19 protein-coding genes and 1 pseudogene are annotated in these 22,667 nt (G+C 62.0%); 13 read left to right on the forward strand and 7 right to left on the reverse strand.

Features of this window, described 5'->3' with window-relative positions:
* Positions 1-96: 96 nt before the first annotated feature.
* Positions 97-2,892 (reverse strand): excinuclease ABC subunit UvrA, encoded by a 2,796-nt coding sequence (gene uvrA, locus SINAC_RS25230; RefSeq protein ID WP_015248395.1) that lies wholly within the window; start codon positions 2,890-2,892, stop codon positions 97-99.
* A gap of 264 nt (positions 2,893-3,156) precedes the next feature.
* Between uvrA and SINAC_RS25235 the strand changes: the two genes are divergently transcribed.
* From SINAC_RS25235 to SINAC_RS25245, 3 genes are all read left to right on the forward strand, one after another.
* Complete coding sequence (locus SINAC_RS25235; protein WP_015248396.1) at positions 3,157-4,203, forward strand: substrate-binding domain-containing protein; 1,047 nt, start codon at positions 3,157-3,159, stop codon at positions 4,201-4,203.
* A complete protein-coding gene (locus SINAC_RS25240) occupies positions 4,200-5,222 on the forward strand; it encodes an ABC transporter permease (RefSeq protein ID WP_015248397.1) in 1,023 nt (340 codons plus the stop codon). The genes SINAC_RS25235 and SINAC_RS25240 overlap by 4 nt, the downstream gene beginning before the upstream one ends.
* A gap of 71 nt (positions 5,223-5,293) precedes the next feature.
* The gene (locus tag SINAC_RS25245) at positions 5,294-6,340 is read left to right on the forward strand and encodes a potassium channel family protein (RefSeq protein WP_015248398.1); all 1,047 of its coding nucleotides are present in this window, start codon (positions 5,294-5,296) and stop codon (positions 6,338-6,340) included.
* A gap of 175 nt (positions 6,341-6,515) precedes the next feature.
* Here the strand turns inward: SINAC_RS25245 and rpsI are convergent, their stop codons facing one another.
* Positions 6,516-6,917 (reverse strand): 30S ribosomal protein S9, encoded by a 402-nt coding sequence (rpsI, locus tag SINAC_RS25250; protein ID WP_015248399.1) that lies wholly within the window; start codon positions 6,915-6,917, stop codon positions 6,516-6,518.
* 289 nt (positions 6,918-7,206) lie between these two features.
* Positions 7,207-7,629, reverse strand: a pseudogene (gene rplM, locus SINAC_RS25255) (50S ribosomal protein L13); the annotation flags it as partial.
* A gap of 361 nt (positions 7,630-7,990) precedes the next feature.
* Here rplM and SINAC_RS25260 point away from each other — a divergent pair.
* The gene (locus SINAC_RS25260) at positions 7,991-8,548 is read left to right on the forward strand and encodes an RNA polymerase sigma factor (RefSeq protein WP_020466769.1); all 558 of its coding nucleotides are present in this window, start codon (positions 7,991-7,993) and stop codon (positions 8,546-8,548) included.
* On the forward strand, positions 8,541-9,119 hold the full coding sequence (locus tag SINAC_RS25265) for a hypothetical protein (RefSeq protein WP_015248402.1): 579 nt from the start codon (positions 8,541-8,543) through the stop codon (positions 9,117-9,119). Before SINAC_RS25260 ends, SINAC_RS25265 begins: the two co-directional genes overlap by 8 nt.
* A gap of 114 nt (positions 9,120-9,233) precedes the next feature.
* Here the strand turns inward: SINAC_RS25265 and alaS are convergent, their stop codons facing one another.
* Positions 9,234-11,852 (reverse strand): alanine--tRNA ligase, encoded by a 2,619-nt coding sequence (gene alaS, locus SINAC_RS25270; RefSeq protein WP_015248403.1) that lies wholly within the window; start codon positions 11,850-11,852, stop codon positions 9,234-9,236.
* A 280-nt stretch (positions 11,853-12,132) separates the two neighbouring features.
* Positions 12,133-13,596: a trypsin-like peptidase domain-containing protein gene (locus SINAC_RS25275; protein WP_015248404.1), complete on the reverse strand. Its 1,464-nt coding sequence runs from the start codon at positions 13,594-13,596 to the stop codon at positions 12,133-12,135.
* 568 nt (positions 13,597-14,164) lie between these two features.
* Here SINAC_RS25275 and SINAC_RS25280 point away from each other — a divergent pair.
* The 5 genes from SINAC_RS25280 (at position 14,165) to SINAC_RS25300 (ending at position 17,783) form a co-directional block, all read left to right on the forward strand.
* Positions 14,165-15,037, forward strand: a complete 873-nt coding sequence (locus SINAC_RS25280) for a MotA/TolQ/ExbB proton channel family protein (protein WP_015248405.1) — start codon at positions 14,165-14,167, stop codon at positions 15,035-15,037.
* Positions 15,038-15,065: 28 nt separating this feature from the next.
* Entirely contained in the window at positions 15,066-15,527 is a 462-nt protein-coding gene (locus tag SINAC_RS25285) for an ExbD/TolR family protein (protein ID WP_015248406.1), read from the forward strand.
* Between the two features lie 48 nt (positions 15,528-15,575).
* The gene (locus SINAC_RS25290) at positions 15,576-16,097 is read left to right on the forward strand and encodes an ExbD/TolR family protein (RefSeq protein WP_015248407.1); all 522 of its coding nucleotides are present in this window, start codon (positions 15,576-15,578) and stop codon (positions 16,095-16,097) included.
* A 160-nt stretch (positions 16,098-16,257) separates the two neighbouring features.
* Positions 16,258-17,133, forward strand: coding sequence for a hypothetical protein (locus tag SINAC_RS25295; RefSeq protein WP_015248408.1), 876 nt, complete (start codon positions 16,258-16,260; stop codon positions 17,131-17,133).
* A 101-nt stretch (positions 17,134-17,234) separates the two neighbouring features.
* A complete protein-coding gene (locus SINAC_RS25300; protein ID WP_015248409.1) occupies positions 17,235-17,783 on the forward strand; it encodes a hypothetical protein in 549 nt (182 codons plus the stop codon).
* A 218-nt stretch (positions 17,784-18,001) separates the two neighbouring features.
* On the opposite strand, the gene trmB is transcribed toward SINAC_RS25300, so the two are convergent.
* Together trmB and SINAC_RS25310 are read right to left on the reverse strand one after the other, a co-directional pair.
* A complete protein-coding gene (gene trmB / locus SINAC_RS25305; RefSeq protein WP_015248410.1) occupies positions 18,002-18,775 on the reverse strand; it encodes a tRNA (guanine(46)-N(7))-methyltransferase TrmB in 774 nt (257 codons plus the stop codon).
* 97 nt (positions 18,776-18,872) lie between these two features.
* A complete protein-coding gene (locus SINAC_RS25310; protein ID WP_015248411.1) occupies positions 18,873-20,270 on the reverse strand; it encodes a DUF7133 domain-containing protein in 1,398 nt (465 codons plus the stop codon).
* A gap of 266 nt (positions 20,271-20,536) precedes the next feature.
* On the opposite strand from SINAC_RS25310, the gene SINAC_RS25315 reads away from it, so the two are divergent.
* The 3 genes from SINAC_RS25315 to SINAC_RS25325 all read left to right on the forward strand — a co-directional run bounded on the left by SINAC_RS25315 (position 20,537) and on the right by SINAC_RS25325 (position 22,478).
* The gene (locus SINAC_RS25315; protein WP_015248413.1) at positions 20,537-20,878 is read left to right on the forward strand and encodes a phosphoribosyl-ATP diphosphatase; all 342 of its coding nucleotides are present in this window, start codon (positions 20,537-20,539) and stop codon (positions 20,876-20,878) included.
* A 120-nt stretch (positions 20,879-20,998) separates the two neighbouring features.
* Positions 20,999-22,096: a tRNA 2-thiouridine(34) synthase MnmA gene (gene mnmA / locus SINAC_RS25320; RefSeq protein ID WP_015248414.1), complete on the forward strand. Its 1,098-nt coding sequence runs from the start codon at positions 20,999-21,001 to the stop codon at positions 22,094-22,096.
* A 73-nt stretch (positions 22,097-22,169) separates the two neighbouring features.
* Positions 22,170-22,478: an antibiotic biosynthesis monooxygenase family protein gene (locus SINAC_RS25325; RefSeq protein WP_015248415.1), complete on the forward strand. Its 309-nt coding sequence runs from the start codon at positions 22,170-22,172 to the stop codon at positions 22,476-22,478.
* Positions 22,479-22,667 lie beyond the last annotated feature (189 nt).

Here is a 22,667-nt window from a genome sequence, read left to right on the forward strand (position 1 = left end):
ACGCAGAATCGAAAAATAATCAATGAAAATCATCTATTTGAATTAAGAGCGTTTTTTCTTTTCCGTTTCCATTCGTGTGTTTCGTGTAATTCGTGGTTAAATTTTTGTCCCAAGCCAATTGGCCAGCACGCGGCCGGTGGCCGTGTCCATGCGGGCCACTTCTTCCGGCGTTCCCTCGGCCACAATCCGGCCCCCGTCGTCTCCGGCTCCTGGGCCGAGGTCAATAATCCAGTCCGCACAGGCCATGACGTCGGGGCTGTGTTCGATCACGATCAATGATTGTCCCAGGTCGAGCAACGAGTTCAGGGCGTCGAGGAGTTTGAGCGTGTCGGCCGGATGAAGGCCCGTCGTGGGCTCGTCGAGCACGAAGAGGGTCTTTGGCCGGTTCGCCGACCGGGTCATTGCACTGGGCGAGGTGGCCAGGTAGCTCGCGAGTTTCAGGCGTTGCGCTTCGCCGCCGGAGAGCGTCGAAGCGGGCTGGCCCAGGCGGAGGTAGTCGAGCCCGACATCCAGGAGCGGCCGGAGCCGTGCCTGCACCTTGGGACGGTGCCGGAAAAAGGCAAATGCTTCGCGCGCTGTCAGTTCGAGCACCTCGGCGATGTTCCGCCCCCGGTAGGTGATCTCGAGCGTTTCCGGGCGATACCGGGTTCCTCGGCATTCAGGGCAACGCATCATCACGTCGGGGAGGAATTGCATGTCGATCGCGAGGAACCCGTTTCCTTCGCACGAATTGCACCGGCCTCCTTCCACGTTGAAGCTGAACTGGCCGGCTCCATAGTTGCGGAGCTTGGCATCGTGGGTGGCGGCGAACGTCTTGCGGATCTCGTCGAACGCTTTCAGGTAGGTCACCGGGTTGGACCGACCGGACCGGCCGATCGGCAGCTGATCGACGAGCACGGCTTCGTTGAGGTCGCTCGTGCCGGAAAGCGTGGCGTGAGGGGCCGCCTGGAGCGCTTCGTTGCCGAGTCGGCGGCGAAGTGCGGGGTAGAGGGTCTCCTCCACGAGCGTGCTCTTGCCCGAGCCGCTGACGCCGGTTACGACGCAGAGGACGCCGAGTGGGAACGTGACGTCGATTCCCTTGAGGTTGTGGCCTCGCGCGCCGGTCAGTTTCAGGTGACCTCGATCGCGGGGCCGTCTACGATCGGGAATCAAGATGCGCCGTCGGCCGCTCAAGAAGTCGGCCGTGGCCGATTGCGGGGTCCCCACGATTCCGTCGGGGGGGCCGTTGTAGAGCAATTGCCCCCCCGCTTCACCCGCGCCTGGGCCGATGTCGACCAGCAGGTCGGCCGCGCGGATGATCGCCTGGTCATGCTCCACGACCACGACCGAGTTACCGGCGTCGCGCAACGAACGCAGGATCGCGATCAGGCGATCGCTGTCTTGAGGGTGCAAGCCGATCGAGGGCTCGTCGAGCACGTAGAGTGTATTGACCAATCCCGAGCCCAGCGCGGTCGTGAGCGCGACGCGTTGGGATTCCCCCCCTGAGAGCGTTCGTGCCTGCCGATCGAGGGTCAAGTAGCCGAGCCCGATCCGCTCCAGGTAGTCGAGCCTGGCCCTGATCTGCCGGACGACCCGCTGGACGACCGGGTTTTGATCGGACTCGGTCAAGCCCGCAAGGAAGGGCGTCACGTCGCTGATCTTGAGAGCCGAGACCTCGGCGATGTTACGGCCGTCGACACGGACGGCCAGCGACTCGGGCCGCAACCGCGCTCCGCCGCACGAAGGGCAGGGGGAGTAGCCGCGCCATCGGCTGAGGAAAACCCGCACGTGCATCTTGTACGACTTCTTCTCCAGCCAACGAAAGAACCCGCGCAAGCCTGGGAAATCGTGGTTGGGATCCCCCTCGACGATGGTCTGTCTCTGGGCGTCCGTCAGACGCTTGAATGGAACGTCAGTGGGGATTCCCAGGTCCGTGGCCACGTCGAGCAGGTCGGCGAGTTGACCACGGTAGGTTGGGGTCGTCCAGGGAACGATCGCTCCCCCTCGGAGAGTCTTCGAGGAGTCCGGTACGATCCGATCCATATCGAGGTCGATGACCCGGCCGAAACCTTCGCAGGTCGGGCAGGCCCCGAGCGGGCTGTTGTAGCGGAAAAGGCGAGGGTCGGGCTCGAGGTAGTCGATCCCGCAATGCCCACAGCGCCAGCCTTGGTAGAAGCTGATCGCGTCGGCATCGGTCAGGATCCGGCATCGCCCAAGCCCCTTCGCGAACGCGGTCTCGATCGAGTCGAGCCGCCGCTCGGGTGAGTCGGATCCGCGTACCAGGCGGTCGACAATCACGTCGATCGACCCGTCGGAGGGCATCGGGAACTCGCCCGCCTCCAAGGAGACGACCTGGCCGTCGACCCGGACCCGAGCGAATCCATCCTCGCGGAGAATCCCGGCAAGCGCACCCCGGTCGGAGTCGGGCCGGATCTCCATCGGGAACGCGATCTGATAGCGCGTCTTCTCCGGGAGGGCGTCGATGGTTCTCGCAACGGTCGCCGGATTGGCCGGCTCAACCCCCTTGCCGCAAACCGGGCAGATGACCTGACCCGTTCTGGCAAAGAGGAGGCCGAGGTAGTCATGAACCTCGGTCACCGTACCGACCGTGCTTCGGCTCGACCGCCTTCCCCCGGAGCGCTGGGCCACGGCAATGGCCGGGGGGATTCCGTCGATCCGGTCGGCCTCCGGCTTGTCGAGTTTTTCGAGGAACTGCCGGGTATATGCCGAGAACGTCTCGATGTACCGCCTCTGGCCCTCGGCGTAGAGGGTATCGAAGGCCAGCGAGCTCTTGCCCGAGCCGCTGACCCCGGTCAATACGACCAGCCGATTCAGCGGGAGGTCGAGGTCGATCCCCTTCAGGTTATGGACCCGCACTCCACGGAGCCGGATGCAACGCGAGTCGTCGGCCATCAATATTGGCCCTTCTTGCCACGATTCTTCTGAGGAAATCGTCATCGTACTCGCGGTGGTCACAACGTGAATAGGGACTGAAGCGACCTTGTTTTCCCCGTTCGTCCGGAAGGGTTCGCTTGCCCACTTGAGACATCTCGCTCGCGACAAATGTTCGCCACAAGAGATTGGGTTCTCCCGAACCGATGCGTTTCGCTTCGCAATCGGCGCAGGTAAGATGATCGTTCTCAATGATTCTGGGCATCTCGCCTGAAGGGGAACAACGTGCACACGACCTGGACTCCACGCAAGGGCCGTTGGCTCTGCGTCATTGCATTGCTCATCTCGGCCGGCTGCGGTGAATCCAAAGACACGTCGATACCGAAAGCGGGATCGAGTCCCAAAATCTTATTCATCACGAACGGCAACTCGGATTGGTGGAGCGCCGTCGAAAAAGGGATGCACGATGGAGGCGAGAAGTTCGGCGCTCAGGTCGAGATGCGTCGCAATGACGGCCAGCGCGAGGGGCAGATCCGCCTGCTCGAAGACGCCCTGAGCCGCTCCGACGTTCAAGGGGTGGCCGTCTCCGTTTTGGACGCGGCGACACCCGGCATTGCCGACAAGATGCGTGAGCTTGAGAAACAGGGCAAGGTGGTCATCACCATCGATTCGGACGGTCAACCCGATACGCGCAAGGCCTACATCGGGACGAACAACCGCAAAGCGGGCGAAGAGGCGGGCAAGGTCAGCGCGATGCTCCGGCCCCAGGGGGGGAAGGTCGCGATGTTCGTGGGAGTGCCCTCGGCGGCGAACGCGATCGAGCGGCGCGAAGGGTATTTCGCGGGCGCTGGAAAGGCGTTTACACAGGCCGAAATCTTTTCCGACGACAACGACCTGGCGCGGGCCTTGACCAACGTCCAGACCGCGATCGAGAAGTACCCCGACATCGGCGTCCTCGTGGGGATCTGGTCGTACAACGCGCCTCGGATCGCCGAGGAGATCGGCAAGTTTCCCGACCTTCGCAAGCGGGTCACGGTTGTCACGTTCGACCTTGATGAGCAGGCTGTCGAGCACGTCGAGAAGGGGCGGATCGATGCGGCCGTCTGCCAGAATCCCTATGAAATGGGCTATCAAGGGGTTCGCCTGGTCAAGGCGTTCGTGGAGAAGGACAAGTCGACGATCGAGGAGATGCTGCCGGGGGGGGCGACCGTGATTGATACGGGGGTCCGAGTGATCGTGCCCACCAAGGAGTCGCCCGTGAAGGGGGACAACGTGATTGACATCAAGTCGATGAAAGAATGGTTGACCAGCAAGGGCCTGAAATCGTCATGACGAACGACTCAGCAACGCGGCCGGCTGCCACGGATGGCCGGTCGTGGACCTCGATCTTTCGCGCACCGGAGTGGGGGTTGGTGGCCGGCATCCTTGTGGTGCTGGCGTTGATCTATGTCTTCAACCCCTCCCAGAGCTTCTTCTCGGCGTATACCCAACAGGCGCTCTTCCATCAAGTGGCCCTCTTCGGGGTGCTCTCGATCGGCGCGGCCTTGGTGATTATTACCGGTGGGATCGACCTCTCGGTCGGTTCGGTGGTGGCGCTGGCCTCGATTGTCAGCGCGAAACTGTTGACCGACTGGCTTCGCGGCGGCGAGCCGACGGTGCTTCCCCCCTCGAATCTGGTGGTGGCGCTGGCCATTGCGCTGACCTTGCTCATGGGACTCGGAATCGGCCTGGGTCATGCGTTTATGATCAACTGGCTGGGTCTCCCTCCCTTCATCGCAACCTTGGCGACGATGGCCGGTCTGAGGAGCGTGGCGATGCTCCTCTGCAAAAATCAGTCGATCAACATTCCCTTCGACGCTTACCGGATCTTTGGGAAAGAACCGAAGTGGACGCTGTTGATCTTCGCGGCGGTCGCGATTACGGCCAGCATCATGATGGGGAAGACGGTTCTAGGCCGGCACCTCTATGCCTTGGGGGGGAACGAGACGGCCGCGCGGTTGAGCGGCCTGCCGACCCGCCGGCTCAAGGCGGTGGCTTACGGTCTTTCCGGCATGCTCGCGGCCTTGGGCGGGATCCTTTTCACCGGCCGGAGCGGTCAGGCCGACCCTCGGTTGGGAGTCTCCTACGAACTCTACGCGATCACAGCGGCGGTCGTGGGCGGCTGTAGCCTTTCGGGAGGGCTCGGGTCGATTCGAGGCACCGTCCTCGGCCTTTTCCTGATTCAGATCGTGATCAAGGGGACCGCGATCGTGGTGAAGGGGGTCGACCCGTCCCAAATTGAAGGATTGGTACTGGGCACGGTGGTCGTGCTCGCCGTCGCGTTCAACCAGCGTTTCCGTGGTCGCGCTTGATCGATCGCACATTGGTAAATTGGGAGGTAGGACGTTCTTGATCGTCACTTCAGGCCGGGGCCGAGCTGCGCATGGCCATTTCCAAACCCGCGACTCGTGAGATCCCGACCTTCTGGCAGCGTGGTTCGGTCCGGCGAATGTTCCAGGGCATTGTCGGCGTCCTGTTGGTGATGATTTTTGGTGTGATCGGCTACGTCGCGAACGGCTGGACCCTGTTCGACGCCGTCTACATGGTCGTCATCACTATGTCGACGGTGGGATACGGCGAGGTCCATCCGGTGATCACGACTGCCGCGCGGGTCCACACGATGATCATCATCGCGCTGGGGTCGGTCGCGGTTGCCTACATGCTGGCCGGCTTCGTCCAGTTCCTGGCGGAAGGAGAGATCCGAACCCTCCTGGGATACCAGCGCATGCGACGTCAGATCGAGCAGCTTTGCGGGCACACGATCGTCGCAGGTTTCGGTCGGGTCGGTATGCTCGTCGCCGACGATCTCGTTGCGGCTGGCCTTTCTCTCGTGGTCATCGAGCCCTCCGACGAACGAATCGCCGACATTGAGCGGCACGGCCTCCTCTACGTCCAGGGAGACGCCACGGAGGAGCAGGTACTCGCCGAGGCGGGCCTGCTGCGGGCCAAGACCCTGGTGACGGCCTTACCGTCCGACGCCGAGACCGTCTTCATCACACTGACCGCTCGCCAGATGGCACCCAACGTCGTGATCGTGGCCCGCGCTGAGCAGCCGACGACGCTCAAGAAGCTTCGTCAGGCAGGAGCGGACCACGTGGTTTTACCGTCCGCCATCGGGGCGAGGCGGATCGTCTCGCTCCTGACCAATCCTTCCGTCGTCGAGTTCGCCGAGCTGGTGACTCAGAACTCCCACCTGGCCATCGAGATGGACGACCTGCCGATCAAGGCGGGGAGTACACTCCACCGGATGACACTCAGAGACGCTGATATCGGCCGCCGCACCGGTGTCATCGTCATCGCGATCAAGCGGGCCGATGGCCGCGTCGAGTTCCCTCCCACGGGCGACGAACCGTTTGGCGTCGACGACAAGATCGTCATCCTCGGCCGCCGCGAGAACCTCGTCCAGTTCCGCGAACAATTCGGAAGCTAGAGCGTGCTCCGATCACCCTGGTGATTTCCAAGAACAGTCATTGCAGCTTGCCATTCTGCAAATGATGACCGAGTTCCGTATCCGGCAAGCAGAAAAGACCAGCCCGAGACCAAGGTTTGTTACCTTGGTCTCGGGCTGGTCTTTGTCGAAACCAATCGCTCCCAAGCCTTTGCAATTAACGCTTGGAGAACTGGAAGCTCTTACGGGCCTTCTTATGGCCATACTTCTTACGCTCGACCATACGGGCGTCGCGGGTCAAGAAGCCATGGTCGCGGAGGATGGGTTCGAGGTCGCTACGGTGCTCTTTGAGAGCACGGGCGAGACCGAGAACCACCGCGCCTGCCTGGCCATGCTTGCCACTGCCCTTGACGTTGACGAAAACGTCGATCCGGTCCGACATCTCGGTGCGGATGAGGGGGGCGCGGACGTCGTTCCGCTGGACTTCCAGAACGAAGTAGGCGTCGACCTCAAGGTCGTTCACCAGGAACTTGCCGGTCCCTTCACGGATCCGGACGCGGGCCACCGCCGTCTTGCGTCGGCCGGTGCCCCAGATGAAGGGTTGTGCCGCAGTGGCCATCGCTATTTCGGTCCTCTCATGGCGTCTGGAACCCCTCGCTCAATCCGTCGAGAGGCTCCACGAGCCGATCGTTGATTCAATCCCTGTTCAGAAGCCGCGATTACGTCTCGGTTCACTCAGCAGCCGGAGCCGTGTCCGATGCCGTGGAAACCTGCTCGGCAGTTGCCGTGGCCGTTGCCGTTGCCGGCGTGTCCTCAACCTTCGAGGCCTCGACTTTGACTCGAGGGGCCTGAGGGATGGCCTTGGGCACGAACAGACCACCCGCAGGAGCCGGACGGCCGAAAATGCCATCCAGGGGTAGCGGAGCCTGCGCCTGGTGCGGGTGCTGGGAGCCGGCGTAAAGCTTGAGCTTCCCGAGCATGTGGCGGCCAATTTTGTTCTTGGGCATCATCCGCTGAACGGCGAGTTGCAGAATTCGCTCGGGCCGGCGCTGGAGCAACTTCCACGCGACCTCGTCCTTCTGACCGCCGGGATGTCCCGAGTAGCGCTGATAGGACTTCTGCTGCCACTTCTTGCCGGTGAAAACCACCTTGTCAACGTTAGTGACGATGACAAAGTCGCCGGTGTCGATGTGGGGCGTGTACGTCGGGCGGTGCTTGCCCATCAAGATCGGCGCAATTTGCGCGGCGAGTCGGCCCACGACCAAATCGGTCGCGTCGATCACGTACCAGCTCTTTGTAAGCTCACCCGCCTTCGCCTGATAACAATTCATGAACGTGGGCTACCTAACAGACGTCGAGCTCGAAAAGCGCCCTAACTTGGTGCGAAACGACTATCTTATCGGCGCTTTTGCGCACGTCAAGGCCGAATCGTAGGGTCGCCCAATCGATCGTGGATGTCAAGCGGCTCGCCCACGTTGTCCTGTGCGACCGGGGTTCCAGACGGGGAATCGTTAAATCCACCCCTCCAAGAACCAGAAGCTGTCGCGTTTGCCGTCAGGACCGACGGTGGCGAGCGAACAGGGGTTTAAGTTACTCGACTCTGGGTTCGCAGTAAATAGCCCTCCTCGCAATGAACCGAACTGGCGGGTCTCCCGACTAGAGATTTGTGACCAGGCCAGGGGGAGATTGGCATTGCCCACAACACGCCAGATTCATGACCTCGAGCTCCTCGTTCTCCGCTGCCAACGGGGAGATCACGCTGCCTTTGAGGACTTGGTCCGCCAGTGGGAGCGGAAACTTTTCTTCTACGTCAGGCGGCTCGTCGGGAACGAAGAGGACGCATGGCAGATTCTTCAGGAGGTCTGGCTTCAGGTCCTCCGGGGGATCCGCTCCTTGCGCGATCCGCGACGCCTGCCGGTCTGGCTCTATGCCGTCACCCGCAACACGGTGATGAGCCACCATCGCGAGGAATACGCCCGCGATCGAATTCTCGACTCAGCCGAGCGTCTCGCGTCATCGAAGGAAGCCGAACCCGGTTCCTTCGATGACGCGGAGCTCGTCTATCACGGTCTCGCCCAGATCCCGCGGGTCGATCGTGAGGTCCTCACACTGTTCTTTCTCCAGGACCTGAGCATCGACGAGGTGGCTGAAGTGCTTGGCATTCCACCGGGCACGGTCAAGTCTCGTCTTTTCAAGGCCAAGAAAACCCTCCGCGAAATTCTCGAGCCAGAAGGAGATCATCATGACTGAGCCCAACGATGCAATGGGTGAGCGACTGCTGGGTTTCGACTCGCCCGCCTCTGCCGTCAAAGATCGTTATGGAGCCGAGCTTCATTCCCAATTGGAGACTCACTTGAGCAAGTCGCGACGTATTCAGTTCATGGCCGTGGGCGTGTCAGGCCTGATCGGCTGCCTGGTTTGTGGGTCATTAGCCCTCACGGAGCCGGCGAAGACGCCGGTGGCGGTGAGGAGCCTCCTGGCCCTCTTCGCGTGCTTCGGACTCGGTTGGTCTTTGTTGGCCACCTGGGTGCTCACCCGGGGCGGGGGGAACTTTATCCCCCAGCGGACCCTGGCGGCGCATCTGGCATTTGGATTTACCCTGACCGCAGTGGTGGCCCTGTCCCTGGTCTCCTTCAGCCTCGGGCGAGAAGCGGCCAGCCTGCCGATGTTGACCACGGGACTCGCCTTCCTGATCCTCGCCGCGGTCCTTTGGGCCGACGTTCGGATCGAGCGGGCCGAATTGACGATTCGGGAGCAAGTCCTCCGTGTTGAGTCCCGGCTGGTCGAACTGGTCGAGGCGAGCGGAAAGCGAGGAGCGTGAGGGATGAGGTGAGACTTGCGGAGCGTTGGGAGGAGGAATTCCAGGAGAAGCGAGCGGTGAGCGTAGGCTCTCTGCTCGCCTCTCCTGGAATTCCGATAGAGGCGACCGTCGTCGTCAACTTCCGAGCTTTGCCTTGATGGACTCGAGGGCCTTCTCGAGCGCTGCGGGGACTTGCTCGGGGTTTTTCCCGCCGGCTTGGGCTAGGTCGGGCCGACCGCCTCCTCCGCCGCCGACAACGGGGGCCACGTCTTTCAGCCAGAGGCCGGCGTGCAAGCCGCGGGTGATCAGGTCGGGGGTCAAGCCGGCGGCCAGGCTGACCTTGCCGTCGGCGACCGTGAGCAGGAGCACGGCCAGGCCGGTCTCCGCCTTGCGACGGAGCACGTCGATCAACTGCCGGAGTTCGTCCGGCGAGGAGCCATCCACGAGCTGGGCGATGACCTTCACGTCGCCCAGCACCGAAGCGGCGGCCAACAGGTCGTCGGCCGAGACGCGCGGAGCCGTTTCGGTCCGTCGTTGCGAGGCCTGCTTTTTGAGGGTCTTGATCTCTTCGAGGAGCGCGGAGACACGCTCACCCACGAGGTTGGCGGGGACCTTCAGGGTCGATGCGACATCGGCCAGCAGGTCTTCCTCCTGACGCACATACTCCAGCGCGGCCTTGCCCGTGAGGGCGGTGATCCGGCGGGTGCCGGCCGCGACCGATTCTTCGCCGATGAGTTTGAACAGGCCGGCCTGAGCGACGTTATCGAGGTGGGTGCCGCCGCACAGCTCCCGGGAGAATTCCCCCATCTGAACGACGCGAACAACCTCCGGGTACTTCTCGCCGAAGAGGGCCATGGCGCCCAACGACTTGGCCTCGCTGATCGGCATCGTGGTCCAGGTGATCGGCTCGGCCCGGAGGATCCGCTCGTTGACCGTCTCTTCGATGGCACGGAGCCGTTCGCGGCCGACGGCCTCGGGGTTGGCGAAGTCGAACCGCAGGCGGTCGGGCTCGACTTTGCTCCCGGCCTGCTGGGCGTGCTTACCCAGATGAATGTGCAGGGCGTGGTGCAGGACGTGGGTCGCCGAGTGGGCCCGGCGAATCGCCTCGCGGCGCTCGGGATCGACCCGGGCCTGGACTGTTTCCTCGAGCGTGACCGTCCCCTCGATCACCTGGCCGATGTGGAGGGTGAAGTCGTTGTCCTTCTTCGTGTCGGTGACACGGAAGCGGAAATGCTCCCCCTTGATCTCGCCGACATCGCCGACCTGGCCGCCGCTCTCGCCGTAGAAGGGCGTACGGTCAAGAACCAGGACGACCAGCGGGGCCCCGTCGGACGAAGCGGAGGCCGACTCGGCCAGCTTCCCTTGCTCGACGATCCCGATGACCTTGCCGTCGGCCTCGGTGGTGGTGTAGCCGAGGAACTCGCTGCCATGATGATACGACGACTTGAGCGTATCGAGCGGGCCGGTGGCGAAGACGGCCGCGGCCCCCTTCATCGGGCGCGAGATTTCCCCATGCGCTTCCATCGACTTGTCGAACCCGGCACGGTCGATTCGCAGGTTGTGCTCGGTCGCCAAACTCTCGGTGATATCGACCCAGATGCCGTAGGTCTGGTGGAGGTCGAAGACCTCCTTGCCCCCGATCGTGTCGGAACCTGCGGCCTTGGTCTTTCGGAACAGGTCGTCGAGCCGTTTGAGGCCGTTGTCGAGGGTGCGGAGGAATTGATCCTCTTCCTCACGGATCACGTTCCGGATTCGGGGAACGCTTTCCTTCAACTCGGGGTAGGGGCGTCCCATCACCTCGGCCACTACGGTCGGCAACTCGTGCAAGAAGGGTTCGCGCTGGCCCATCTGGTAGGCGTCGATCACGGCCCTTCTCAGAAGGCGGCGGAGGACTGATCCCTGTTTCTCGTTCGAAGGCTTCACATTCTCATGGATGCAGAAGGTCAAGGCACGGGCGTGATCGGCCATGCGGCGGATTCGCGTCCCGTTCGGCCCGTCGGCGACGTAGTCGACTCCGAGTTGCTGGGCGACGGCGGCGACGATCGGCTTGAAAATGTCGGTGGCGAAGACGGTGGGCACGCCCTGGAGGCAAGCGGCCGCACGTTCCAGGCCCATGCCGGTGTCGATGTTCTTCTTGGGCAGGGGTTCGAGTTCGCCGGGACCGATCCGGTTGAACTGGGTAAAGACCAGGTTCCAGATCTCGACTTCTTTCGGTCCGTTGCCGTGGTAGAAAATCTCGGAACAGGGACCGCAGACGCCGTTCGGGCCGTGCGTCGGCGCGCCAGCCGGCCAGAAGTTGTCGTCTTCGCCCAGGCGGGAGATCCGGTTGGCCGGAACCTTGACCTCCTTGCGCCAGATGTCATACGCCTCGTCGTCATCGAGGTAGACCGTGATCGTCAGCCGCTCGGGGTCAAGCTTGAGGACTTGGATCAAGAATTCCCAGGCCCAGTGGATTGCCTCGCGCTTGAAGTAGTCGCCGAAGCTGAAGTTGCCCATCATCTCGAAGAAGGTTTCGTGGAACGCCGTCTTACCGACGTTGTCGATATCTCCGGTCCGCAGGCACTTCTGGCAGGTGGTGGCGCGGGTGAAGGCAGGGTCGCCCAGGCCCATGAACTCCCGCTTGAACTGATTCATTCCGGCCGGCGTGAACAGGACGGTCGAGTCGTTGGGAACGAGCACGTCGCTGGGCCGGCGAACGCATCCCTTGGAAACGAAGAAATCGAGATAGGCGTCGCGGAGTTCGTCTGTGGTCATGTCGTCTGTGGCCAGGGGCTGGTGGCTAGAGGGTCGTCAAGAGAACGCTCGGCGGCCGTCGACGACGGCGACGAAGACACTTCTGGGTTCGTTCCGGTCCGTAATGAGGAGAAATCATAGCAGACCGGAGGAGATCGATGAAACGTGAGCCTTGGAGATCGCACAATCGACGCGTCTGAAACGATTTCCGGAAGGCTGGGGGAGGGCGGTCGCGACGCGTCTCATCAGATGGAAATCGCTCTGATCGCGATGTGGCCCTGTTTTGCCCGCAGAATCCTCCCTAGTTCACGCTGAACGGCCCGTGGTCGGTGTCCAGTTTCACGGGTCCGGAGAGGTTGGCGACGGCCTTCATGAATTCGCGTGGACTGCGAATGTTTCGGCCGCCGACTGACTTGATCACCTGCCCTTTTTTGAGGCCCGCCTTCTCGCCGGGCGAGTTGGGATCGACCTCCGCGATCATCACCCCGCCTCGGGCCATGGCATCGAGAACCCCCACGCCGAAATTGGTCTGAGGCATCGTGCTCGTATAGTCGACACGAATTCCACGCCAAGGGGCGGGGCGATTGGTGGCGATGACTTCGCCGTCGACAGGGGCTTTGGCGAGCAAGACGGTTCGCTCGAGCGTGGCATCGCCGCGCAAGAGTTTGAGGATGACGCTCGAACCCGGTGTGAAGTGGTTAATCGCCAGGAAGAGACTGTCCACGTCCTGGATGGGAATGTCACCGACGGAAAGGATGGCGTCATTGGCGTGCACCTCGCCCTCGGCGGCCGGGGTCCCCGCCTGTGCGGAGACCACGAGATTTGTGAGGTGCTCCGTATCCAAGGCGACGCCAAGAAATCCGTATTCCACCTCTTTACCCTGCTTGAGCGTCTCCACGGCGCGCCGTCCCCGTGCATCCATCGGGATCGCGTAGCCTGCTTGGGCGTCGAAGCCTGCGGCGTTGGCGCTATTGGTGGTGAGTCCGACCAACTCCCCTTTGAGGTTGATGACCGCTCCGCCGCTCATGCCCAGGTTGAGTTTGGCGTCGAGCTGAAGCAAGGTGGGATAGTTCTTCAAGGACCGGGGTTCCTCCTGGGTCACTTCCAGTCGCCGTGCGACATTCGATAAAATCCCCCAGGTCGCGGAGGGGCGTCCATCCTGGCCGGCCGCATTGAATGGATTGCCCAGGGCGAGCAGGAACGACCCTTTGCGGAGCTTGGTCGCGTCGCCGAGGGGCAGGGGCGTGAGTCGGGGGGGCGTGATCCCCGTTCCCGTCTTGGGGACGATGACCGCGAGGTCGCTGCGGGGGTCGGCCGCGATGATCTCGGCATCGAAGCTCTGCTTGCCCATGGCGCGAACGTGAAGCCGCTTGGCGCCTCGGACCACGTGAAAGGCGGTCAGGATCTCACCACGATCGCCGATGACGACTCCCGATCCGAAGTCGAACGAGATTTGATCCGGTCCGAACACATCATTGGGCATCACATCGATCCGGCCCCTCAAGAGCAGGGCCTGGTCTGCCCCTTCCAGCAGGCCCGCCGCCCCCTCGCCGTTTTTGGTCCGGCCCTTCACGGCCGTTGTCGTATCATCCTCGCCTTTGTCGCGCGCAATCGCGACCACCGAGGGTTCCGCCTTGGCGATCGCGTCGGCCAAGGCCGACTCCAGCGCGGCCACGACCTCGAGCGGGGAACCGGCTGGGGGATCGCTCGGCGGAGGGTCCGCAAGGGCCAGGAGAAGACAAACCAGAGATCCGAGGTTGTGCATCGGCGATTCCCTCACCCGCGCTCCAGACGCCGGATGCGACCGGTACGACCAGTCCGTCCGTCCCGATCTGTCTCGTGACTCTCCCTTATTTTTTCCACTTCTCCCCACCAGAGCAACCCGTAAGCCTTGGGAAGCTTCGAGAGACCGGTGTGCGACGTTCCACTTTCGGAATAGGTTTCACGCCTGGCTTTTCACGGGATGACTCCTCGAGATAGAGTGGAATGATCCCGAGCTCGATCAAGACTCAAATGGCCCGGACGGGACGTTTCTCGATCTGGTGATCAGGTCGCGATTCGGTGTGTGTTGATGTGTTCTGAAGGCTCAAGGGAAATACAGCCTGGCAGAGTTGACAGGGGCACGCCTGCATCGGATAGTGGATGCATCTGGAAGCACGATTCCCAAAGTAGGTGTTGACACGACCCCGCCCCCTCCTTTCTGAAGGTCGTGACGGCTCCGTTCCCTCGAGAGAACCTTTCGAGGGGGTTGCGACCGGAGAGCGATCTTTCGATCAAAAGGGGATCGCCCCGACCATCTCGGCTGGATCACTACGATGAGGGAGAGACTGGCGATGCCGACGTTGCCCCGGTCAACCAGCGTGTGCAATGGACGGGCCTGGACATGGGCTCTGTTCGTCCTGGGCTCTTTATTTCTCCTTTCGCTTGCTCCAGCCCCCCCCGTGGCGGCTCAGGAAGCCGCGAAAGAGGCGGCTCCCGCAGTGAAGGAAGAGGCGCCGGCTCCCGCACCGGCCGTAGCGAGCGCTGCGGCTCCGGCGAGTTCGGGTGAGACCGCTGCACCGAAAAACAAGTCGTTGCTGCGGTGGGCGCTCGAAGCTTCGGGACCGATCGGGGTCTTCCTGCTTTGCCTCTCGGTCTATTTCACGGCTGTGGTGATCCGCCTGTTCATGGAAATGCGTGTGACCGAGGCGGTGCCTCCCGCCTTGGTCGATAAGATGGAAGTGGCCATCCGGGAAAAGAAGTTCCAGGAACTCTACGACGCCTGCAAGGATAATGATTCGTTTCTCGCCCGTCTGGTCAGGACCGGAGTGGCCAACCTGCCCAACGGTCGGCCCGAGGCCAAAGAGGCGATGAACCAGGTGAGCGATGAGATCGTCATCGGCATGGAGGCGAAGATCAGCTACCTGGCAATCATCGGCCAGCTTGGTCCGATGATCGGGCTGGTGGGGACGATCTGGGGTATGATCATGAGCTTCCAGGAAATCGCCACCGCGGCCGGTTCTCAGCCCAAGCCGGAGAAGGTGGCGGAAGGGATTTCCACCGCCTTGTTCATTACCTTGGAAGGTGTCGCCCTGGCCGTTCCGGCGATCTTCTTCTTCTCGTTGTTCCGCAACCGAATCGCCGTGATCACGATGGAAGCGACCCGGGTCGCCGACCGGACGATCGCATCGCTCGTTCAGGCGGCCAAGCAGGCCAAGTCAGGCTGACACCCATCGAAGGCGGAGGGCGAAGCCGATGAGTTCCGAGATGTCCGCCGAGCCGAATCTGACGCCGTTGCTCGACGTCGTGTTCCAGTTGATCACGTTCTTCATGCTCGTGATCAACTTCGGCGATCAAAACTACGATCAGCGCGTTCGCCTGCCGATCGCGGGCTCGGCCCAACCGCTCGACGATAGCGCGCAAGCGGTCAACGAAGACCGGCTCGTGCTGAACGTCGACCGGCAAGGGCACCTGATCATGACCGGTGTGGTCCTCTCGCAGCAGAAGGCGATTGAGGAAATCAAGCACCAGGCCAAGCTGGTAAAAATGAACCTGGAATCGGCCGGCATCAAGCTCAATGCGACGAAGGACCTGCCGACCACGATCATTCTCAGGGCCGACCGTGATACGGATTTCTCGTCGCTCTATCGTCTCATCACGGAATGCCAAGCCAACGGGTTTCGGAAGTTCGCCCTCAAGGCGATGAACGCCGGTTGATGCCGCTTGGCCTTTCAAGGCACGAGGTTCGTTTCCGAGGGGATTCCCTTGAGTCGAAATCAAGGCCGTCGCAAGAAGTCGGAACAGAGCCTGGAAATTCCGGTCACGCCCATGCTCGACATGGCGTTCCAGCTCCTGACCTTCTTCATCCTGACGTATCAGCCCATGCCGGCGGAGGGCCAGTTCGTCATGAACATCATGCCCGCCGCCCCGGCGACCGACATCAACGCCCAGAGTCCCGATACGGCGCAGGCCAACCCCGATGTACCGGCCGCCCTGCGAACCCTCCCGACGACTCTCCGCGCCGGCGAAGGGGGGAACCTCGGCCGGATCACCCTGGGCGAGAACGACATCCAAGGGGGGATGGACGAGCTCAAGCAGCAGCTCGACGAGATCTTTCGGGATCCGACGCTCCCGTTCGATCAGACCATGATCAAGGTCGACCCTGACCTGAAATACGCTGCACTGATGCAGGTCATCGACGTATTCTCTCGGGCTTTCAACGAGGCGAAAAAAGAGCCGAAGCTCAGCTTCGCCGAACTCTCGCCCGAGGAGCAGGCGGCCCCGTAGCGTCTTATCGATGCAAGCTTGTTTCAAAGATGTCGGATGATCTGGGGGCCGTGTAAAGACCGCGGTTTGTCACGGGTTGGGTACAGCCCCGTGACATCCGGGGCATTCTTGTCGTTGAGTCTGGCTCTCTCTTTTTACTTTCGACGTTCAGGACTTCGCCGTGAGCAAACCCCACTCGCTCTTCCGAGGATCGGAACTGCCGCGGCTCCTCCTGCTCCTGGTCATTCTGATCGGGGGCATGGTCCTGTTGTGGAAATACATTTATTTCAAGCAGAACCCCCCCGAGGCGGGGCCGGTGGCCAGGGTGCCGCTGACGCCGATCGTCCCCGACAAGTCGCCCGAGTTCGAGACGGTCCGTGATAAGACCGAGATCCAACTTCGCGACATGGCGGCGTACAAGAAGCTCTTGACCCAGGTTGATTCGCTGAGTCCCGCCGAGCTCGCCAAGCGCAGCCGGCGTGATGTGCTCTCGATTCAGATCTGGGAGCACCCGCAAGATTATCGCGGAGTGCCGATCCAGATCCTTGGCACCGTGCTTCGGGTGATGACCTACGAGAGTAAGCTCAGCCGCACCGGAAGGCTCTACGAAGCCTGGATGGTCACGCCCGATAGCCAACGCAACTTTTACGTCTGCGTGTTCGAGGATCCCCCCAAGGGATTTCCGGTCGGCGATAACCTTTCGGAACGCATCGTCTTCAACGGCTACTTCTTCAAGTTGATGAAGTACCAGTCGGGCAAGGATCTCGGCTTCTATGTCTCGCCGGTCCTGGTCGGCCGGATCGGCTGGTCCGAGCCTGTCGCCGTTGGCGGTGCAGGGGGGGCTCCCTCTCCCGCCATTTGGATGGCCGTGGCGGTTGGCTTGATGTTCATCGTTTCGTTCTACCGCTGGATGACCGGCCTGCGCCGGTCGCTCTCCCCCCTCGCGCGGGCGTCCTTTCATCGCGAGCACCCTAGCGAAGAGATTGCCCCCGAGGAGCTGAACGCCTGGCTGGAGAACGTGGCCGACGAGCCTGAGTCCGAGGAACCGAGTCAGTGAGTGCCCCCAACCCAGGGCCGATTGAATCCTTTCGGAACGTTCGATCTGACTCGGAAACCGCTGCGTATTCTTCGTCAACGGTTGCGAAGGGGAGCCCTTCAGTGAGGCGCTCAAAGTTCTCGCTCCCGCTTCGCTTTACCATCAGCCAGTTGATGATTCTCACCGCGGTTGTGGGATTGGCCATGGCCCCGTTGGCGATGATCCGCAAGGACGACCGGATCGAGTTCATCGTTGCGATGGTGGCCTTTGAGCTCATCGGCCTCCCTGCCCTGCTTACGATCATCCTGTTATCGACGATGAAGCCTGGTTCCGCGCGACTGAAAACCATCGTCTTTCTCAGTCTCCTGCCCACTCTTCTCATATCAACGGCTGTGGGCCTTTACTATATCGTCGGGTTCCCCTTCTTTTTGAGAACGTGTGTTAGTGGTTTCGTCGCCGGAGACTTTCGTCATTTGCGGACGCTGTGTCTCTTCGTTATTCAGTTTTCCTGCTTGATATTGAGTTTGAGTTCCCGTTTTCTCACGCGTTGCCCCATGTGTCATCGTCGTCGGCTCTACTTCATGAGATCATCGCAGTCCACCGTCGGTGAGTGGGCTGTTGCCGGCAAGTGTCAAGAATGCGGGAAACGCTTAAGCCGAAAATGTGCTTGATCTTTTGGCTCAACCTCGGGGGGCCGTCGAGACGGAGACGATTTCGTTTTCTCTCGGCCGAGATATTGCATCGCTCTGATGTCGGGATGACGTGAGTAGGCTCCCCTTCATCCTCGGCGAAATCTGGCGGGCTGTGCCCCCTCTTCTAAGAGTCGGGAGGAATTCCAAACGGCGGGCCGCTGGACCTGCAATCTGGCCGAGCGAGCAGGGGCCTTCGTTTACGACGGCCGCCCTTCTTCCCAGGCGTCGAGGTCGCACCAGGGGCCACGGCTTTTGAACCTGGGGGCGGGTAAGGTCTCGGCGAGGGCGAGAGCGGTGTCTCGCGTGATGTCGTCGCGACGGAGGCCCGTGCCTCGGAAAATGCGCAGGCCCCGGCCTCGGGCCAGGATCTCGCGCCGTGAGCGGCCTGCCGGAGCGTCGGGCCAAGGATCCACCTGTTCCTTGAAGTCGAAGAAGACGGGGATGACCTTCTCGAAGTAGGCCCAATAGTCAGGGTTGTCGGTTTGGATGACGAACAAGCCCCCAGGCTGAAGGCCACGGTGAACGTCGGCCAGAAACCGGGGGGTCACCAGCCGTAGGTGCGCTTGCCGCGGGTTGTGGTAGGGCTGAGGATGATAGAGATGGACCTCGGCGAGACTGGCCTCGCCCACATACGAAGACATAAATGTTTGGGCGTCTCTGACCGCGAACCGAACGTTGTGCAGCCCGCGCTGATTGGCGCGGCGGGTTGCATAGCGGATCACCACGGGAAGGATATCGGAGGCGATGTGATTGGCTTCCGGACGGGCCAAGGCACTCAGGAGCGTAAAGCGACCGTTACCGCAGCCCAGTTCCAGAATGGTTGGCGCGGAGCGGCCAAAGATCGCGGCCCAGTCGAGCGGCCCCGGCGGGGGCAACCGCTTGATGGCCGTCCGTGCCCATTCCGACTCGGGGAGGATCTGCCCTGGGATCGTGACTCCGAACTCCATTTCGATATCGCCAGGACTCGGCATTGGTTTCCTCAAAGCGGCCAACTCAAAAAGAAATGCGGAGGAACAAAGAATCCCATAGGACGTCCGGCCGTTCTCGACAAACCGAATCGAGGACAAATCAATCCCGAGGGACGCGATTCATCGTGTAGTGGCTGGTGCCGGGGTTGGCGTCAGGCAACGTGGTTCGGACTTCGTAGATTCGGTCGGGGATGAGCGGTTCCTTGAGACTCAGCCGCACGGTTCGGCCATCGGATCCGAATTTGGCCGAGGCGACGTGCAGGGTTTCTTCGTCGACGGGCGGAGAATGGTAAGCGCCTTGGAAGATGTGGTGATAACGTCTGACCAGGTAGCGGCTGGGGTCGATTGCTGCTCTGGGATCGGCCGGAGCGGTGAAATAGGTGAGTGTGAAGCCGTCGGGAGCGGCTTTCACTTCCTGGATGCCGAACGATCGCTTGCCCGAATCGGTGACCCGGAAGACGGCCCCTTGCTCGGGTTCGCCGCCCCAGGCAGGTTCGCGCAGGCTGCCGACATAAAGTTCGCCGCGCGGGGAGAAGGCTACGCAGATTGGGCCGAGCAGGTTCTCGAGGAAGGGGTAGCAAGCCCCCTGGGTCTGGCCGTCAACTTCTTCGAGGCTGGCGCGAAGGATGAATCGATTGTTGTATTCGCAGAGGATGAGCTGTCCTTCGAGCGGGCCGAACTTGCCGCCGGTGTCGGCGAATTCGAGTCCGTTGACTGAGCGGGCCCACGGGTACGGGATCCGAACGGCGGGGGGGACGACGGGTCGACCCGACCCGGTGGGCGAGTCGGCCTGGCTGGCGTAGCCGTACCAACCGCCGGGGACGAGTTGATCGATCTCGCAGGTTGTTTTCTGCTGCCCCTGGTTGTCCGTGAAGAAGACCTGGCCATCGCGAGGTCGGGTGGCCCAGCCCGTGGGATAGCGAAGGCCGTCGGCCACGATGGTGACCTTACCGTCGGGTTTGACGTTGACCGCTTTACCACGGAGGTAGTGACGTCCCTTGAGGGGGCGTTCCCGGACATCATCGGTGACGGGGCAGATGATCCAACCTCCTGCTGGCCAGCGCGCGATCCCGGTCGTCCAGTCGTGGTGGTCTTTGGTGACGTCCCAGTCGTCGGAGAGGGTCAGCCAGCGTTCGGCCCAGCCATCGCGGTCGCGGTCCGAGAGTCGGAGGAAGGCGCTGCGAGTGGCGATCAGCAAGTCGTCTCCGTCTGCTTTTAAGCCGAGAGGCCAGTGCGGCAAAGTGCCGGCCCACCGGGTGTAACGGTCGAGCCGGCCGTCGTCGTCGGAGTCGGTCGCGACCAGGACGTTGCCGTCCATCGAGCCGACCACCAGCGATCCGTCGCCGCGCACCGCCATGCAACTCGGCAAGACGTCGTTCGGGAGCGGAAGCTTTTGGGCGACGTACCCGCCGGAGGCTGCCAAGGGCTCGGCGGCTGGCGCGGAGAGGATCCCCAGGACGATCGTCGAGGCGGCGATGGAAGCAGCAAAACGCATCATGGAGTGTGGTCCCCTCTGGCCTGACGCACGATCGCCCTTCATCTTGACAGACGGGTTACCCGCCGGGCAAGCGGCTCTTGAGCGGGAGCCAGGGGGGCCGGGGGCGACTTCGGCAGCCGCTCCTTGAGGTCGAATGCGATGTTCATCGCATCCCCCTCGACGGTATTCTGGAGGGGCAGTCGATCTTTTTTGCTTCAGGCGGACGTCCGGGCTTGCGTTGGCTTGGATCGACCTGGAACCGTCGCGTTGGATCCCGAGCCTGAGCCATGTCCGAATCGTCCGTCGTGTCCAACCTGATGGCCGTGATCGCCGAGCGTAAGGCGCGTCCCCCTGCTGACCGGTCTTATGTGGTCTCGCTCCTTCAGGCAGGGGACCCCAAGATCCTCGGCAAGATTGCCGAGGAGGCTGCCGAAGTTGTCGCGGCTGCCGCCGAACCTGGCGATGGAGGACGCGATCACCTGGTCCGCGAGGCGGCCGACCTCATCTTCCATGCCTTGGTGTTGCTAGGCCGGCACGACGTCCCGTGGCCAGCCGTTGAGGCGGAACTCGGCCGCCGATTCGGGATCAGCGGAATCGTCGAGAAAGAATCCCGATCCAGCCAGAGCTAAGCTAAGGGTGAGTACACGGACTCGTCCGATCGCGGCACGAACCATTGTCGCTGACTCTCGCTCTAGATTACGATAGTCGGGGTAGGTTGCACGGTTCCGGTCTTGGGAGTTTGGGTTTGCATGGGTAGTCGTGTTGTTCTGGCGATGAGCGGAGGAGTGGATAGCTCAGTGGCCGCGCACCTGCTCAAGGAGCAGGGGCATGAGGTCATTGGCCTCTTCATGCGCACGGGCGCCCATACCGAGGATGAGGAACGTCGCTCCAAGACCTGCTGTAGCGCGACGGACGCCGTCGATGCGCGGAACGTGGCCGACCGGCTCGATATCCCGTTCTATTCGCTCGACTTCGAGCCCGACTTCAAGCGAATCATGGACCAGTTTGCGGACGAGTACGTCGCAGGGCGAACGCCTAACCCCTGCGTGATGTGCAACATCTGGCTCAAGTTCGGCAAGCTCTGGTCTTACGGCAAACAGGTCGGTGCCGATTTCGTGGCCACCGGGCATTATGCTCGGATCAAGGCCGCGCCTGATGGCTCGTTGCGTGTGGCACGCGGCATCGACGGGACGAAGGACCAGTCCTACGTCCTCTTCGGACTGCGCCGGGAGCTGCTCGCGAACGTCTTGCTGCCCATCGGTGAGTATCCCAAGTCCGAAGTCCGATCGATTGCTCGCGAGTTGGGGCTGCCCGTTCACGACAAGCCGGACAGCCAGGAGATCTGCTTCGTCCCGCAGGATGACTATCTCGAGTTCGTGCGCGCCCGACGGCCGGGCCTCGACACGTCGGGTGCCATTGTGGACGAGGAGGGGAACGAACTCGCCCGGCATGCCGGTATCGAGGCGTTCACGATCGGTCAGCGGCGAGGACTTGGGGTGGCTGTCGGATCACCGCGATACGTCGTCCAGATTGAGCCGACCTCGAAGACTGTAACCGTGGGGCGTCGCGAGTCGCTCGAGAAGCAGGCGCTGATCGCGACCCGGTTCAACTGGCAAGCCGAGGTTCCCCAAGGACCCACCCCCTGTCTGGCGCAGATCCGGGCGCATCATACGGCCGTCCCTGCGATGGTTGAGCCGCTGCCCGGCGATCGCGCCCGGGTGGTTTTCGAGACGCCGCAACTGGCCATCACCCCAGGGCAAGTGGTGACGGTCTACCAGGACGAACTGGTGTTGGGGGGCGGTTGGATCGAGCGGAGCTTCGACCTCCCTTCCGAAGAAGAATCCTGACGCATTAGATTGCGTTATCGTGCCTTGGATTGACACGTTCCTTCGTTTGAACGATCGCTTGGAGTCTGCGCTAATGGTCACCGTGGGCATGTATTACGACGTCATCCCCGAGAAGACGACGCTCTTTACCGCCAAGTTTCAAGAAGTCATCGAGCTCATGAAGACGATTGAGGGGCACAAGTCGAGCTTCTTGTATCAACGTTTCGATGATCCCAATTCGTTCGCAATTCTGAGCGAGTGGACTGATCAGCAAGCGTTCCTCGACTTCATTCGTTCCGACACGTTTCGCCAGGTGACGACCTGGGGACGCGAGCAAATCCTCCGGTCGATGCCCAAGCACAAGATTTATCCCCGGTCGGAAGATCTCGGTCGGCCGTCCTGAACTTGGATTGCCTTCGAAACGTTGTTAAATTACGATTCTAACGACTCCCTCACACCGAGGGAGCGTCTTCGCATGAGGCATTGACGGCTCCTCGGTTCCATTCGCATGTCAGTGGGCGACATCCCCCGGCAATCTCCGATTTCTTTTTTCGGCCCGCCAAGAAGCGTCGGCGTGTTTGAATCACAAACG

This window comes from Singulisphaera acidiphila DSM 18658 (assembly GCF_000242455.2).
GTDB classification, from domain to species: domain Bacteria; phylum Planctomycetota; class Planctomycetia; order Isosphaerales; family Isosphaeraceae; genus Singulisphaera; species Singulisphaera acidiphila.

Coding starts and splice junctions, on each gene's coding strand:
- uvrA (WP_015248395.1), bottom strand. CDS start 2,892: ATGGCCGACGACTCGCGTTGCATCCGGCTCCGTGGAGTGCGGGTCCAT.
- SINAC_RS25240 (WP_015248397.1), top strand. CDS start 4,200: ATGACGAACGACTCAGCAACGCGGCCGGCTGCCACGGATGGCCGGTCG.
- SINAC_RS25245 (WP_015248398.1), top strand. CDS start 5,294: ATGGCCATTTCCAAACCCGCGACTCGTGAGATCCCGACCTTCTGGCAG.
- rpsI (WP_015248399.1), bottom strand. CDS start 6,917: ATGGCCACTGCGGCACAACCCTTCATCTGGGGCACCGGCCGACGCAAG.
- SINAC_RS25265 (WP_015248402.1), top strand. CDS start 8,541: ATGACTGAGCCCAACGATGCAATGGGTGAGCGACTGCTGGGTTTCGAC.
- alaS (WP_015248403.1), bottom strand. CDS start 11,852: ATGACCACAGACGAACTCCGCGACGCCTATCTCGATTTCTTCGTTTCC.
- SINAC_RS25275 (WP_015248404.1), bottom strand. CDS start 13,596: ATGCACAACCTCGGATCTCTGGTTTGTCTTCTCCTGGCCCTTGCGGAC.
- SINAC_RS25280 (WP_015248405.1), top strand. CDS start 14,165: ATGCCGACGTTGCCCCGGTCAACCAGCGTGTGCAATGGACGGGCCTGG.
- SINAC_RS25285 (WP_015248406.1), top strand. CDS start 15,066: ATGAGTTCCGAGATGTCCGCCGAGCCGAATCTGACGCCGTTGCTCGAC.
- trmB (WP_015248410.1), bottom strand. CDS start 18,775: ATGCCGAGTCCTGGCGATATCGAAATGGAGTTCGGAGTCACGATCCCA.
- SINAC_RS25310 (WP_015248411.1), bottom strand. CDS start 20,270: ATGATGCGTTTTGCTGCTTCCATCGCCGCCTCGACGATCGTCCTGGGG.
- SINAC_RS25315 (WP_015248413.1), top strand. CDS start 20,537: ATGTCCGAATCGTCCGTCGTGTCCAACCTGATGGCCGTGATCGCCGAG.
- mnmA (WP_015248414.1), top strand. CDS start 20,999: ATGGGTAGTCGTGTTGTTCTGGCGATGAGCGGAGGAGTGGATAGCTCA.
- SINAC_RS25325 (WP_015248415.1), top strand. CDS start 22,170: ATGGTCACCGTGGGCATGTATTACGACGTCATCCCCGAGAAGACGACG.